This is a genomic window from uncultured Maribacter sp. (assembly GCF_963977385.1).
Classification (GTDB): Bacteria; Bacteroidota; Bacteroidia; order Flavobacteriales; family Flavobacteriaceae; genus Maribacter.
Genome location: NZ_CAXBOU010000003.1, coordinates 141113 through 154627, shown reverse-complemented (window position 1 = coordinate 154627; position 13515 = coordinate 141113). Strand labels below are relative to the sequence as shown.

General features: G+C 33.1%; 16 protein-coding genes. 5 read left to right on the top strand and 11 right to left on the bottom strand.

Annotated elements, in window-relative coordinates:
- Window positions 1–2 precede the first annotated feature (2 nt).
- Together AAC084_RS06080 and AAC084_RS06075 are read right to left on the bottom strand one after the other, a co-directional pair.
- Window positions 3–341, bottom strand: a complete 339-nt coding sequence (locus tag AAC084_RS06080; RefSeq protein ID WP_339838286.1) for a tRNA-binding protein — start codon at window positions 339–341, stop codon at window positions 3–5.
- Window positions 338–643 carry a phosphoribosylpyrophosphate synthetase gene (locus tag AAC084_RS06075; RefSeq protein ID WP_339838283.1) on the bottom strand — a complete coding sequence of 102 codons (306 nt, stop codon included), beginning with the start codon at window positions 641–643 and terminating at the stop codon, window positions 338–340. The genes AAC084_RS06080 and AAC084_RS06075 overlap by 4 nt, the downstream gene beginning before the upstream one ends.
- A gap of 96 nt (window positions 644–739) precedes the next feature.
- Here AAC084_RS06075 and AAC084_RS06070 point away from each other — a divergent pair, with 96 nt between their 5' ends.
- Together AAC084_RS06070 and AAC084_RS06065 are read left to right on the top strand one after the other, a co-directional pair.
- Window positions 740–1303: a thioredoxin family protein gene (locus tag AAC084_RS06070; RefSeq protein WP_339838281.1), complete on the top strand. Its 564-nt coding sequence runs from the start codon at window positions 740–742 to the stop codon at window positions 1301–1303.
- Window positions 1304–1355: 52 nt separating this feature from the next.
- On the top strand, window positions 1356–1883 hold the full coding sequence (locus tag AAC084_RS06065) for a GNAT family N-acetyltransferase (RefSeq protein ID WP_339838279.1): 528 nt from the start codon (window positions 1356–1358) through the stop codon (window positions 1881–1883).
- A 12-nt stretch (window positions 1884–1895) separates the two neighbouring features.
- On the opposite strand, the gene AAC084_RS06060 is transcribed toward AAC084_RS06065, so the two are convergent.
- Entirely contained in the window at window positions 1896–2432 is a 537-nt protein-coding gene (locus AAC084_RS06060; protein ID WP_339838276.1) for a YfiT family bacillithiol transferase, read from the bottom strand.
- A gap of 108 nt (window positions 2433–2540) precedes the next feature.
- Between AAC084_RS06060 and AAC084_RS06055 the strand changes: the two genes are divergently transcribed.
- Both AAC084_RS06055 and AAC084_RS06050 read left to right on the top strand, forming a co-directional pair.
- Complete coding sequence (locus AAC084_RS06055; RefSeq protein WP_339838274.1) at window positions 2541–3179, top strand: peroxiredoxin; 639 nt, start codon at window positions 2541–2543, stop codon at window positions 3177–3179.
- A gap of 129 nt (window positions 3180–3308) precedes the next feature.
- The gene (locus tag AAC084_RS06050; RefSeq protein WP_027064347.1) at window positions 3309–3503 is read left to right on the top strand and encodes a cold-shock protein; all 195 of its coding nucleotides are present in this window, start codon (window positions 3309–3311) and stop codon (window positions 3501–3503) included.
- Between the two features lie 342 nt (window positions 3504–3845).
- Here the strand turns inward: AAC084_RS06050 and AAC084_RS06045 are convergent, their stop codons facing one another.
- The 3 genes from AAC084_RS06045 to AAC084_RS06035 all read right to left on the bottom strand — a co-directional run bounded on the left by AAC084_RS06045 (window position 3846) and on the right by AAC084_RS06035 (window position 7322).
- On the bottom strand, window positions 3846–4778 hold the full coding sequence (locus AAC084_RS06045; protein ID WP_339838272.1) for a peptidylprolyl isomerase: 933 nt from the start codon (window positions 4776–4778) through the stop codon (window positions 3846–3848).
- Between the two features lie 296 nt (window positions 4779–5074).
- Window positions 5075–6469, bottom strand: a complete 1395-nt coding sequence (locus AAC084_RS06040) for a M20/M25/M40 family metallo-hydrolase (RefSeq protein WP_339838269.1) — start codon at window positions 6467–6469, stop codon at window positions 5075–5077.
- Window positions 6441–7322, bottom strand: coding sequence for a PPK2 family polyphosphate kinase (locus tag AAC084_RS06035; RefSeq protein ID WP_339838266.1), 882 nt, complete (start codon window positions 7320–7322; stop codon window positions 6441–6443). The genes AAC084_RS06040 and AAC084_RS06035 overlap by 29 nt, the downstream gene beginning before the upstream one ends.
- 171 nt (window positions 7323–7493) lie before the next feature.
- Between AAC084_RS06035 and AAC084_RS06030 the strand changes: the two genes are divergently transcribed.
- Window positions 7494–8186, top strand: coding sequence for a hypothetical protein (locus AAC084_RS06030; protein WP_339838264.1), 693 nt, complete (start codon window positions 7494–7496; stop codon window positions 8184–8186).
- 19 nt (window positions 8187–8205) lie between these two features.
- On the opposite strand, the gene AAC084_RS06025 is transcribed toward AAC084_RS06030, so the two are convergent.
- Genes AAC084_RS06025 through AAC084_RS06005 form a run of 5 tightly spaced genes read right to left on the bottom strand, consistent with a single transcriptional unit; the run spans window position 8206 to window position 13453 of the window.
- Window positions 8206–9369: a sigma-54 dependent transcriptional regulator gene (locus tag AAC084_RS06025; RefSeq protein WP_339838261.1), complete on the bottom strand. Its 1164-nt coding sequence runs from the start codon at window positions 9367–9369 to the stop codon at window positions 8206–8208.
- A gap of 9 nt (window positions 9370–9378) precedes the next feature.
- On the bottom strand, window positions 9379–10260 hold the full coding sequence (locus AAC084_RS06020) for a DUF6268 family outer membrane beta-barrel protein (protein WP_339838258.1): 882 nt from the start codon (window positions 10258–10260) through the stop codon (window positions 9379–9381).
- On the bottom strand, window positions 10247–11182 hold the full coding sequence (locus AAC084_RS06015) for a mechanosensitive ion channel domain-containing protein (protein ID WP_339838255.1): 936 nt from the start codon (window positions 11180–11182) through the stop codon (window positions 10247–10249). Before AAC084_RS06015 ends, AAC084_RS06020 begins: the two co-directional genes overlap by 14 nt.
- On the bottom strand, window positions 11179–12522 hold the full coding sequence (locus AAC084_RS06010; RefSeq protein ID WP_339838252.1) for an ABC transporter permease: 1344 nt from the start codon (window positions 12520–12522) through the stop codon (window positions 11179–11181). The genes AAC084_RS06015 and AAC084_RS06010 overlap by 4 nt, the downstream gene beginning before the upstream one ends.
- Window positions 12515–13453 carry an ATP-binding cassette domain-containing protein gene (locus AAC084_RS06005; RefSeq protein WP_339838249.1) on the bottom strand — a complete coding sequence of 313 codons (939 nt, stop codon included), beginning with the start codon at window positions 13451–13453 and terminating at the stop codon, window positions 12515–12517. Before AAC084_RS06005 ends, AAC084_RS06010 begins: the two co-directional genes overlap by 8 nt.
- Between the last annotated feature and the right edge of the window lie 62 nt (window positions 13454–13515).

The window sequence follows — 13515 nt, the reverse complement described above, 5'->3', positions numbered from 1 at the left end:
AACTAAGAAATTTTTAATCCGTTTGGCACTTCCATTTGTGGCTGAATTAAAACCACTGAACTACTTTCAACAGCACCCAATATAAGACATTCACTCATAAAATTAGCTATTTGTTTCTTTGGAAAATTGATAACAGCAATAACCTGCTGTCCTATCAACTCCTCTTTTTTATATTTATCGGTAATCTGAGCAGAAGTTTTCTTTAAGCCTATTTCTTCTCCAAAATCAACATGTAGTTTATAAGAAGGATTTCGCGCTTCTGGAAAATTAAAAACAGCAACTACAGTTCCTACTCTCATATCAATTTTACTGAAATCGTTCCAATTAATAGTATCGCTCATTGAATGATTTTAAGTTTTTTAATTAAATCTTGCGGAACATTCCCTGCATACATGCCGTAAGCGTCAACTAATAAACCTTTTTCTCCAGTCGTAGTTTCTATAACATACAAAATAGTATTATCGCCTGGGTCGCTCATACCCTCAAATCGATAAAACTTAATGACATCTAATTCAGTTGCCTTATGAATACTTTTTTTATGTTTATGTTCATCACCTGCATTGCATAGGTTAAAATCTGCCGTGTATCCCTCCTTTTGTAAATCTTGAATCGCAACTGAAAGGGATGGATATGAATTCTTCATAATATTAATTTTAAATGTCTATTGAATTTAGCAATTGTATAGACCAATTACAAGATTTTTTATTCCTTAACTTAGTAACATAAAATTTATAATTGTATGGCAAGAACCGAAAGCAATATGTTGGCTTTGGGCACGGTAGCACCAGAGTTTAGTTTATTAGACACAGTTAGTCAAAAAACGATGAATCTTCATGCCCTAAATGGGTCGAAAGGCACTGTGATTATGTTCATCTGTAATCATTGCCCTTTTGTTATACATGTAAATCCTGAAATTACAAGATTAGCCAAAGATTATGAAAACATGGGAATAAGGTTTATTGCCATTTCTAGTAATGATGTTGAAAATTATCCGGAAGATGCGCCACATTTTATGAGACTAAAGGCAAAAGCCGAAAATTATACATTTCCATATTTGTATGATGAACATCAAGAAGTTGCGAAAGATTATAATGCTGCTTGCACGCCAGATTTCTATCTTTTTAACGGTAAATTAAAGCTTGTATACAGGGGGCAATTAGACGATTCTAGACCAGGTAATAAACTCCCTTTAAATGGAAAAGACCTTAGAAACGCTATAGATAATTTATTGTCTGGAAAGAAAATCGATTCAAATCAAAAGCCCAGTATCGGTTGCAATATTAAATGGAAACCAAAAGTTTAGATTTTATAGATTCCTATATCCATTTTGTATTAAATTATATTTAGCATTTAAAATGAAGAATAACGTTCAATTTGAGCAATTAATTCCATCTCTCTATAACAACTATATTACCATTGGCACTAAGGCATATAATCAACATTACAGGCATCTTTGGCCAAATGGCGACACATCGACTTATATTCAAAATAGTTTCACGAAAGAGGTGCTTTTAAAAGAAGAACAAGATAAAAATACTGTACTCTATTTACTAAAATTGGATGGTATTTATGTTGGACTTTTAAAAATAAATTTAGACATGGCCGTTGCCGAATTGAGTAAATCTCAAGCACTATATTTAGACAAAATTTATATTCTAAAAGAATTTACTGGCTTAGGAATTGGCAGAGAAACACTAAAATTTATTGAAAACAAGGCGAAAGAACTTTCGAAAAAGGCAATATTTTTAGAATCTATGCAAAACGGACCCGCCCTACCTTTCTATTTAGCCAATAATTTTTCAATAATTAACACCACCAAAGTTCCTTTTGAAAATGTCATTGAGGAAGAAAAACCAATGTTTGTATTATTGAAGAAAATTTAATCAGTAGAAATATTACCAATTGTTTCTTACAGCCAAATTCTTTATATGTGCAAAATGGTGATTACTATGCCATGCGTATTTACCTAAATTTTCGGCTACTGATACATTGACATTTCCCACGGGATGAATATAATATTTTTTAAAATCCTCTGACGAAATACCTTTTACCAGATAAACTAATTTTGCATGTAATGCGGTTAGGTAATTTAATGATAATTCTATCGGAGCTGTTTTAGCATCAAACAGTTCGCTCCATTCTTTTTCAAAATACGCTTTAATTAAAGGTCTGTTTTCGGTCAGCGCCCATTTAAAACGAGTATAGCTATGATGATGGCTATCAGCCAAATGGTGAATTACCTGTCTTACCGTCCAACCTCCTTCTCTGTAAGGAGTATCTAATTGAACTTCAGAGAACTCACCAACGAGATTTGTTAACTTTTCGGGAAGCTTATCAAGTACATTAATCCATAAATTTATATCATCTTCTGAAATCTCAGCCGGACAATTGAAATGACCAATTGGATATCTTAACTTTTCTAAATCTTCCATGATTTAAAAGTAGAAATTTTAATAGACTTTTAACCAAAAACTTTTAGGCGTAGTTTAATATTCTAGTAATTTTATAGGATATAACAGTTTAACTAAAAAACCATACAGATGGCAACAATACGATTAGGAGATAAAGCTCCAGATTTTACCGCAGATAGTTCAATGGGCACCATTAACTTATATGATTATTTAGGAGATAGTTGGGGAATTTTATTCTCACATCCTGCTGATTTCACACCTGTATGCACAACAGAGTTAGGAACAGCGGCTAAATTCAAAGATGAATTCGATAAAAGAAATGTAAAAATGATTGCTCTTAGTGTAGATGGCGCAGCGTCTCATGCCGAGTGGATCAAGGATATAAACGAAGTGCAGAATACCACAGTTAATTTTCCAATTATAGCCGATGAAGATAAAAAAGTTTCTCATTTGTATGATATGATACATCCAAATGCCGATAACAACCTTACCGTACGTTCGGTTTTTATAATTGCGCCTGATAAAAGTGTAAAACTTACCTTAACATACCCTGCGTCAACAGGTAGAAACTTTTATGAATTATTAAGAGTTATTGATTCTTTGCAGTTAACTGCAAACCATAAAGTTGCAACACCAGCTAACTGGGAACACGGTAAAGATGTAGTGGTTAGCCCAGCGATATCTACTGTTGATGCTAAAGAAATGTTTACTAAGGGAGTTACTGAGATAAAACCGTACTTAAGAATGACACCAGACCCTACTGCCTAGGTTCAAAAATGAGTTCATTCTCAATACATTAGAGAACAATTCTTAACCTTAAGATAACGTATAAAAATTTAATTTATTAAATAAAAAAAAGTTATATTTGCGCTTTAATTAATATTTAATTTTTCTATTATGAGTAAAGGGACAGTAAAATTCTTCAATGATTCCAAAGGTTATGGTTTTATCACTGAAGATGGTTCAAACGAAGATCATTTTGTACACATTTCTGGCTTAATCGATGAAGTTCGAGAAGGTGATGTTGTGGAATTTGAACTACAACAAGGTAAAAAAGGATTAAACGCCGTTAATGTGAAGGTAATTGACTAGGTAACGATTTAACTTTTTTATAGTATTAAACCCGAACCAATGGTTCGGGTTTTTTTATGCTTCTTTTTAAAATATTTTCAAAATTTATATAAACATTACGCAACCATTTAAGTGATTGTCTATCTATTGATTAAACATATTAAAGTTCCCCGACCTTATTCATGTATTTATGACCACATTTTTTACCGTTTTTCTAGTTTTGCTGATTATTAATATCGCCTTATTGTTAGGTAGCTTTACTGCCCGAAAAAAGTAAAGTACACAAAGCTTAAGTCGCATTAAAAAAAAACACCCTTATCATTACGATAAAGGTGTTATAATATTTTAAGGATAAATTATTATTTATCCTACTTTCATTAACTCCACATCAAAAATTAATGTTGCATTTGGGGGAATTACTCCGCCAGCACCTGCTGAACCATATGCTAAATCTGATGGAATTACAAAACGGGCTTTATCACCAACTTGTAAAAGTAAAATTCCTTCATCCCAACCTGGAATAACCTGACCAATACCTAATTGAAAATCAATAGGTGAATTGCGCTTATAAGAGGAGTCAAAAACTTCACCAGACAAAAGCGAACCTTCATAATGAACAGATACTTGTTTTCCTTTTTCAGCTTTTGCACCATCACCTTTTTGAATCATCTTATAACGAAGTCCAGATGCGGTAGATTCAAAACCAGCAGCAACTTTATCTAATTCAGCATCTTGCTTTGCTTTTTCAGCAGCTACACGTACTTCACCAGAAGAATTAAAATTCTCGTATGCTTTTACTGCATCCCATTTTTTAGCTTCCTCGCCTACTCTAACTATCTCTAAAGATTCAATTTTATCGTCTTGTTCTATTGCATCAATTACATCTTGGCCAGCTTCTACTTTACCAAAAACAGTATGCTTATTATCTAACCAAGGAGTTGGCACGTGTGTTATAAAAAACTGACTCCCATTAGTACCGGGACCAGAATTTGCCATTGAAAGTACACCTGGTGCATCGTGTTTCAAATCTGGATGAAATTCATCATCAAATTTGTAACCAGCGTCGCCAGTTCCTTTACCTTGTGGACAACCGCCTTGAATCATAAAATCTGGAATAACTCTATGAAATTTCAAACCATTATAAAAAGGTTCTCCTTTACTTTTTGCACTATTCTCTTTATTTCCTTCTGCAAGAGCAACAAAATTACCTACTGTACCAGGAGTTTTCTCATGGGTTAATTTCACTAATATTTCACCTTTGTTTGTATTGAACTTGGCATAAATTCCTTCTTCCATTATACTATTTTTAGATATAGGACAAAGGTAAAGAATTTTAACGATTTGGTTGTTTTAGCTATTTCAATAACCTCGTAAGTTACAGGCTAAAAGCAGATGAATCTTTTTATTAGCACTTTTAAGGAGTAGAAGATGTATTTTTAAAAATATCTTGGTATAATTATAAATTATTTCAAGAATCTAAGATATAAGCCAGCCTCAATTACGGCTAAAGAGATTGAAAATATTCGCAGTAGCGTGACTAATAAATAGTAAGAGCTACTTATATGTTTCATTATAATATCACCAGCTATTTACTAGAATCCATATTTATCTACCAAATAAATTAAACTTGCCATAGAAGCTGACCCCAATTCGAGCTCACGTTTGTTGACATGTTCGAAGGTATCATTTTCAGCATGGTGATAATCGAAGTACCGTTGCGAATCTGGTCGTAAACCTGCTAAAACCAAACCATCTTTTTTCAACGGACCAATATCAGCTCCACCTTCACCTTTTTCAAAATAATGTACTAGGTAAGGTTCAAATAACGGTTTCCAACCTTTAACTTTTTCAAAATCTTTATCAGAGCTGTCGAAAGTAAAACCTCGTGGTGTAAAGCCTCCTGAATCACTCTCTAATGCAAAAATGTGCTTCTCATTATTAGCATCGGCTATTTCTGCATATTTTGTACCACCTCTTAAACCGTTTTCCTCATTCATAAAAAGGACTACTCTTATGGTACGCTTAGGTTTATATCCAGTTTTCTTAAAAAGATTAAGAACTTCCATACTTTGTACACAACCTGCACCATCATCATGAGAACCATCACCTAAATCCCAAGAATCTAAATGTCCACCAACCACAATAATTTCTTCTGGCTTAGAGCTTCCTATAATCTCACCTATAACGTTATAAGATTCAACATCTTGAAATTGCTTACAATTCTGCTTAAAATAAAAATTGATTTCTGGATTCAACCTTAAAGATATACTAAGTAAATCTGCAGCGTTCGTACTTATTGCCGCAGCAGGTATTCTATCATTAACCGTTTGTTCACCATACCCCATAGAACCAGTATGTGGAAAATCGTCTAATCGCAAATTCATAGACCTTACGATGACACCTAAAGCCCCATATTTCGAAGCCTCTAATGCACCTGAATAACGCTGATCAACACAATTTGAATATGCATTAAATGTATTTATTTGAGTAGGATCCATCGGTCTGTTGAAGAAAACAATTTTACCTTGAATCTTATTCTTTCCCAAAGCAGCTAAATCATCAATACCACTAACCTCGATAATGTTCGCCTTTATTCCTTTAGGAGGAGTTGCTACAGAGCCACCTAAGGCACAAATTGCCACATTGGTAGTTACACCAGGGCTGGTTTCAAAATACGCGAATTCAGGTGTACCCCTTACCCATTTCGGTACCATTACAGGCTGCAACCAAACTTTATCAAGACCTAAAGAATCTAATTGAGATTTCGTATAATTTACAGCTTGCTGAGCTTGTATAGACCCCGAAAGCCGACCACCTATTTGATTTGAAAGGTAATTTAACCAATCATACCCTTTACCTTGGGTTAATGCAGCATCATATAAGTTTTTAATTTGCTCTTTATCGGTGTTCTGAGAGAACCCTAAATACGTAAAGAAAATAACGACTAATAGTGCAAGCTTACTTTTCACCTTGTAACTGTTGTTCATAGCTGCCTAAATTAGCTAATATTTCATCGCTTAACATAGGCTCCTTAATATCTTTGTATTTTTTTAACGATTGAAGTAAGATTGAAGCAACTATTATTCGTGTTGCTTTTTTATTATCCGCAGGTACGACGAACCAAGGCGCGTGATCATTTGTCGTTTTTGAAATTGCCTCTTCATAACAATCCTCATAGGTTTGCCATAATTTACGTTCTTTCAAATCTGCTGGAGAAAATTTCCAATGTTTTTTTTTAAGATCTAATCGTCTTAAAAGACGTTGACGTTGTTCTTCTTTGGATAGGTTTAAGAAAAACTTAAAAATCAAGGTTCCATTTTCTGCAAGATGGCGTTCAAAATCATTGATTTGGTCAAATCTTTTATCCCAAAAATTTTGGTCTATATCTTCTACCTCGTGAATACCAGGAATATGTTCATTTAATATATATTCTGGATGCACTCTGGTAACTAACACATTTTCATAATGGGTTCTATTAAAAACTCCGAACTTACCTTTTGCAGGTAACACCAAATAATGACGCCATAAATAATTATGACTTAATTCTAATTCGGTAGGCACTTTAAAACTATGCACCTCCACTCCACTAACATTAAAATCTTTAAATATCTCACGAATTAAACTATCCTTCCCGGCAGTGTCCATACCCTGTAAACAAACCAAGATACTATACTTACCATGTGCATATATGATATCTTGAAACTCTCCAAGTTCTCTTCTAATTACCGACAATCCTTTTTTCAGAATCTTATCTGATTTACCGAAATCTTCAAATGTTTTCGTTTCGGCCATTTTAAAATCTTTATTAGCCCTGTATTGTTGTATATCTATCTTATCCATGTTGAAATATAAAATTTTAATTCTGTAATTAACAGAAGGTACTGCATAACCTATAAATTTCCGTTCATCGAAATTCATACGTATTGTAACGAAAATAATATTTTACATTAAGTAAAGCCCTTAAATTTATAATTGTAGAATCCCAAATTTTACAATTCAAATAACCTACAAATGAAGAAAACGACCTATATTTTCTGCGCTATTGCTATATTATTATTATCATCTTATCGGGCTAATTTAGATTGTGAATATGCGAACTCGAATATGGGATTTGCAAAGTCTCAAATAAATGCTGCACTTCTTACGGATGATATTAACCAAGCTAGATTCTTTGCATACAAAGCTGTAAATGCATTAGAAAAATCTAAAAGTCAATTGGAAATTTGTGGATGTACCTATGCAAAAGCAAGTATGAATGAAAATTTAGATGCACTAGTTCTAGCAACAAAATCTACAACTTTACATGGCACTAAGACCTATTTAGACAAATCTATAGAACTAATTAATAATACCATCTTCGTACTTGATTCTCATGAGAGTCATAATAGTGTATACTCTAATGACGAGTTATCGATGAACTCAAATACTACAACAAAAACAGTCAGCAGCACTAAGGTCAGTAAATCTCTAAGTTTAACTGAAACAATTGACCTTTCGTTAGCACAATATAAAATTTCACTAGAAAAGGTAGTTGAAACTGTTAATTGTAAAGAAGCAAAAGCCTTTGCGCAACGTATATTTGATGATTGCGAAAACCAACTTCTAAAACCGAATTTATCTGAGGGTAGTAAGTATTACAATTTACGTACTAAGGAAATCACCCAAAAAGCATTAAATAGAATAGGCAGCTGTGCAACCGAATAATTAATGCAATCTATTTTAATTATTTACTAGCAAATAATTTCACATCATCTTCTGAAACATCTTGACCACCAAGAATTATAAGACGCTCAACTACGTTTCTAAGTTCTCTAATATTCCCTGTCCAATCATATGCCCTTAAAAGCTTAATTGCAGTATCTGAAAAAGTCTTAGCAGCCATACCTTGTTCTTCTGTAATTTTCTTCGAAAAGTGTTCAATTAATAATGGTATATCATTTCTTCTATCATTTAAACTAGGTACTTGAATAAGAATTACAGCTAGTCGATGATATAAATCTTCTCTAAAATTTCCATCCTCAATTTCCTTTTTCAAATCTTTGTTGGTTGCAGCAATCACACGAACATCTACCTTAATGTCCCTATCGCTACCAACTCTTGATATTTTACTTTCCTGTAGTGCACGTAAAACCTTGGCTTGCGCGGAAAGGCTCATATCGCCAATCTCATCTAAAAATATAGTTCCCTTATTGGCAGCTTCAAATTTACCAGCTCTATCTTTTACCGCAGATGTAAAAGCACCTTTTACATGGCCAAACAATTCACTCTCAATTAATTCAGAAGGTATTGCAGCACAGTTAACTTCAATAAAAGATTCTGCACTTCTTGCACTTTTTTCATGAAGCCAATGAGCAACTAATTCTTTTCCAGTACCATTAGACCCTGTAATCAGTACACGAGCATCGGTTGGCGCAACTTTTTCTATCATGTCTTTGATAGTACCTATTTCGCTGCTTTCCCCAATCATCTCATAGTTCTTGCTAACTTTCTTTTTTAAATTTTTATTCTCAACAACCAATACCTTTCTATCTAAAGCATTTCTTACGGTCGTCAATAATCTGTTCAAATCTGGTGGTTTTGATATATAATCGAAGGCACCTAAGCGCATTGTATTTACGGCAGTATCTAAATCTCCATGACCAGAGATCATGATAAAAGGTATTTCAGGTTTTATTTTACGTGCAGCCTCCAATACTTCTACACCATCCATTTTAGGCATTTTTATGTCACAAAGAACCAAATCGTAATCATTATTCTTAATTGTTTCGATTCCCTTTAATCCATCTTCAGCTTCTTCAACAGAATATGAGTCATTCTCTTCAGATAAGATTTTGACTAATACTCTTCTAATGGCCGCTTCATCTTCTATTACTAATATTTTTGACATAATTACTTTTTAAATTCCTATTCTAATTCCTGTTCTAAAATAAAGGCCTGCTTCGTCGTTCAAGGTGAAAATATCATTTCGTTCTTCATCCCTTAATACCCCATTCTGAAATAAGGAGTGACCACCTATTAGGTAAACGGACATATCTTTAGTTATCTTATATTGATATCCTAAAGTCAATAATAATGCCGTAGAGGAAACATCGGTAGATAAATTATTACCAGGGAGCAATATATTGTTCTGAATATTTACATAATACCCATCTAAAAATAATTCTGTTTGAAAGAAATGCCCCTTCTTCGTGAAATATTTCATTCCAGATTTTGGTGCCCCTAAAACGTAAGACCAATTGGGATGAAACCGTTTTTCATAATATAAAAAAGGCAAGGGAACATCTATCGGTGAAGTGCCGTTATATGAAATTCCTAGTACTAATATAAAGGGTTTTTCTACATCTTTTATATTCTTATAGGCACCTACCGTATAATTCATATTAAAATCATCTTGCTGCAACTCTTCAACAAAATTTGAAGACCAACGTGGTGTAACCACCCCTATTAATCGCCATTTCTCACTTAATTTATACATGTAAGCCATATTAACATCTACCACATGAAACTTACTTAAATCATTCGAATCAAGAAATAGATCATCGGGCACTTCAAAATTATACCGGTTATATTCTGCGCCAAGAATTATATAGTCTTGTTTTTCACGTATGGCTATTGGCACATTTAAAACCAGTTTTATTCGAGAAGTTTCAACATCACCACTATTATCTGGCATCAGCATATACTCTATTCGAAATACATCTGGAGTTTGAGCAAAAATTGGATTGACAGTTACAATGAGCAAGAAAATCCACAGAAATATTCCGTTAACCTTTTTCATTATTCCCTGTATTTGAAACATTGCTATGTTGAAAAGGACCTTGCTGAAATAAATGTATGTCTCTTTGGGGAAAAGGTATTGTGACCTCATTTTTCCTAAACTCTTCATCAATTTTGTATCTTAATTCACTTTTTATTCGCGGATCAGAAAAACTATCAGTAATATAAAAATTCAAAGAGAATAATAAAGCCGAATCTCCAAAATCTTCAAAAATGACAAATGGTTTTGGACTTTTTAATACACTCTTATGGGTCTTAATAATATCTAACAACACCTTAGTAACCAATTGAATATCACTACCATAAGCCACCCCTATTTTTATAGATTCTCTTGTCGTTTTATGATTTTGCGTGTAATTATAAACAATATCACTTATAAACTTATGATTAGGAATTATAATAACTTTATCATCTCTTGTAATGGCTCTCGTTGTACGTAATTTAATTTCGAAAATCTTACCTACTCTACTATCAATTTCAATGATATCACCAACACGCAAAGACTTATCTACGATTATAAATATACCGCCGATTATATCTTGAAAAATTTCTTGTAATGCAAGTCCAAGTCCAACAAATAAAGCAGCAGAAGCTGTTATAAGTATTGTTATATTAATACCAGCAGCACTCATGGTAAATAAAATTACTACCACGTAAACTAAATATTTTATGAATTTGAAAATACTGATAAACTTCAGTTTATCATCCGTCTCCATTTTCCTGGTAAAAAATCTTCTTATACCTTGAAGAATAGTACTTGTAAGTAAAAAGGCTACTGTAATCAACAGTAACAGACCAATTGTTATTTCAATTCTGTTATTACCGTCACCAAAATGAATACCAAGCTCTAAAAATTTCTTGATAGTTCCCCAGACATCATCTTCAATTATGTGCTTAATCGTTTCAGTATTCTCTTGTATCATGATGAATATTTCAGCCACTTGTACAATTCTTTATAGCTAGGTTTTTTACCGTACATAAGAATACCGACACGATAAATTTTAGCCGCTACCCAAACTATACCAATAAAAGTAGCTATTAATATCAAAATAGAACTAATCAATTGCCAAACAGGTACACCACCTTCGCCTATACCCCAAGGTAAACGCATTAACATTACAATGGGCGATGTTAATGGAAACAGTGAAAAAGCCACAGCAATAGGACCATTTGGATTACTAAATACAGAAAAGAAGCCCACATAAATGGCTAACATTAATGGTAAAATCACCGGAAAAATAAACTGTTGTGTATCAGTTTCATTATCAACAGCAGCACCGATTGCTGCATAAATGGAACTATAAATCAAATACCCTAAAACAAAATAGATAATAAAGAAAATCAACATCGCAAAAATGGGTATTTCAAAAATTTCCTGAGCATATAATTGTATGTTCTGTGTAACGGCATCTACATCTACATTTGCATTACCAGCCATTCCTGGTGCCATACCTCCTTTTGTCAAACTTGCTGGGTCAATATCAAAAATAGCCAAACCAATAAATAGTAGAATAGCTCCAGATATAATCCATATTCCGAATTGGGTAATTCCTGCTAACGAGGTGCCAATAATCTTACCCATCATTAAATGAAAAGGTTTTACAGATGAAATAATCACTTCTATTATTCTACTGGTTTTTTCTTCTATAACACTCCGCATTACGAAGCCGCCATAAATAATAATAAACATCATAATGAGGTAACCAAACGCTCCCCCAATTATAGCTTTTATCTCATTAATACCTTTTATGTTTTGAAGCCCATCAAAAGTTTCGATATTCATATTATAACTACGATCCATTTCAGCATATTCCTTAGGTGACAAACCTAGTTCTCGCAATCGTTCTTGCCGTAATCTACTAGTAATAGTATTTTCAAGTTTATCTAAAATTATTGAACTAGGAGCATCCTTACTATAAAAAAAAGCCCGTTGAGCTACCTGCTCTAAGTTTTGTTCACTCGGCAAATATAAAAGGCCATAATACCCTAAATTTACAGTAGAATCTTTAGCCTCTGCCAAGGTCAAATCTTTAAAATTGACATATGATGTTGCTTCTGAAGCCACAAACTCGTTTGAAAAGTAACCACTATCATTCAATACTGCGATTACTCTTTTTTCATTGTCATTAAGCTGTGTCAAGTAGGCTATTAATAAAATCATACCTACCATTAGAATTGGGCTCAAAAAAGTCATAATAACAAATGACTTGTTTCGCACCTTTGCCAAGTACTCTCTTTTGATAATTAGCGGTAACTTATTCATTGGCTATATTCTTATCTTCAATGGTCTTAATAAAAATATCATTTGCAGAGGGTATCGTTTCTACAAAGCCATTTACATTAGCTCTACTACTTAAAAAATTTAAAACTTCTCTCGATTCGTTTGAGGGAAGTTGTACCGTTAAATTCAACTGCTTTTCAGTGATATCATAATCATGAGACATCAGTTGAAATTTGTCTTGTATTTCATTAATCAACACATTTTGATTATCTGTTTCTAAACCTATTTTGAAAATGTTATTCTTGTAGGCTTTCTTTATATCGGATAATTTTCCATCCAATATTTTCTCAGATTTATGAATCAATGCGATATACTCACAAAGCTCTTCAACTGATTCCATTCTGTGAGTAGAAAATATTATGGAAGTACCATTATCTTTTAAACTCAATATCTGTTCTTTTATAAGATTTGCATTTATAGGGTCGAAACCACTAAAAGGTTCATCGAAAATTAAAAGTTTAGGTTCATGCAGAACGGTAACCACAAACTGTATTTTTTGTGCCATACCTTTCGAAAGTTCCTGAATTTTCTTGTTCCACCAATCTCCTATTTCTAACTTTTCGAACCAATATTTCAATCGTATTTTAGCCTCAGCTTTTGAAAGTCCTTTAAGCTGTGCAAGATACAGTGCCTGCTCCCCGACCTTCATACTTTTATACAACCCACGTTCTTCAGGCAAATAACCAATTTGTGAAATATGCTCGGGCTTTAAAAGTTCGCCGTCAAAATAAACGGAACCTTTATCAGGAAAAGTAATTTGATTTATAATACGGATTAATGTTGTTTTACCAGCCCCATTCGGACCTAGTAAACCATAAATACTGTTTTTTGGAATTTCGAGGGAAACGTTCTTTAAAGCAGTATGGTTTCCAAATTGTTTGGTGACCTCATTAGCTACCAAAATATGATTCATGTACTCAATTTATTCAAAGATATTGAATTGTTTTGACTAGCTACATTCTTTATGATTCCTTT

What these genes read in the sequence shown, in the direction of transcription:
- AAC084_RS06080 (WP_339838286.1), bottom strand. Translation starts at nt 341, where the DNA reads ATGAGCGATACTATTAATTGGAACGATTTCAGTAAAATTGATATGAGA.
- AAC084_RS06075 (WP_339838283.1), bottom strand. Translation starts at nt 643, where the DNA reads ATGAAGAATTCATATCCATCCCTTTCAGTTGCGATTCAAGATTTACAA.
- AAC084_RS06070 (WP_339838281.1), top strand. Translation starts at nt 740, where the DNA reads ATGGCAAGAACCGAAAGCAATATGTTGGCTTTGGGCACGGTAGCACCA.
- AAC084_RS06065 (WP_339838279.1), top strand. Translation starts at nt 1,356, where the DNA reads ATGAAGAATAACGTTCAATTTGAGCAATTAATTCCATCTCTCTATAAC.
- AAC084_RS06060 (WP_339838276.1), bottom strand. Translation starts at nt 2,432, where the DNA reads ATGGAAGATTTAGAAAAGTTAAGATATCCAATTGGTCATTTCAATTGT.
- AAC084_RS06055 (WP_339838274.1), top strand. Translation starts at nt 2,541, where the DNA reads ATGGCAACAATACGATTAGGAGATAAAGCTCCAGATTTTACCGCAGAT.
- AAC084_RS06050 (WP_027064347.1), top strand. Translation starts at nt 3,309, where the DNA reads ATGAGTAAAGGGACAGTAAAATTCTTCAATGATTCCAAAGGTTATGGT.
- AAC084_RS06045 (WP_339838272.1), bottom strand. Translation starts at nt 4,778, where the DNA reads ATGGAAGAAGGAATTTATGCCAAGTTCAATACAAACAAAGGTGAAATA.
- AAC084_RS06040 (WP_339838269.1), bottom strand. Translation starts at nt 6,469, where the DNA reads ATGAACAACAGTTACAAGGTGAAAAGTAAGCTTGCACTATTAGTCGTT.
- AAC084_RS06035 (WP_339838266.1), bottom strand. Translation starts at nt 7,322, where the DNA reads ATGGATAAGATAGATATACAACAATACAGGGCTAATAAAGATTTTAAA.
- AAC084_RS06030 (WP_339838264.1), top strand. Translation starts at nt 7,494, where the DNA reads ATGAAGAAAACGACCTATATTTTCTGCGCTATTGCTATATTATTATTA.
- AAC084_RS06025 (WP_339838261.1), bottom strand. Translation starts at nt 9,369, where the DNA reads ATGTCAAAAATATTAGTAATAGAAGATGAAGCGGCCATTAGAAGAGTA.
- AAC084_RS06020 (WP_339838258.1), bottom strand. Translation starts at nt 10,260, where the DNA reads ATGAAAAAGGTTAACGGAATATTTCTGTGGATTTTCTTGCTCATTGTA.
- AAC084_RS06015 (WP_339838255.1), bottom strand. Translation starts at nt 11,182, where the DNA reads ATGATACAAGAGAATACTGAAACGATTAAGCACATAATTGAAGATGAT.
- AAC084_RS06010 (WP_339838252.1), bottom strand. Translation starts at nt 12,522, where the DNA reads ATGAATAAGTTACCGCTAATTATCAAAAGAGAGTACTTGGCAAAGGTG.
- AAC084_RS06005 (WP_339838249.1), bottom strand. Translation starts at nt 13,453, where the DNA reads ATGAATCATATTTTGGTAGCTAATGAGGTCACCAAACAATTTGGAAAC.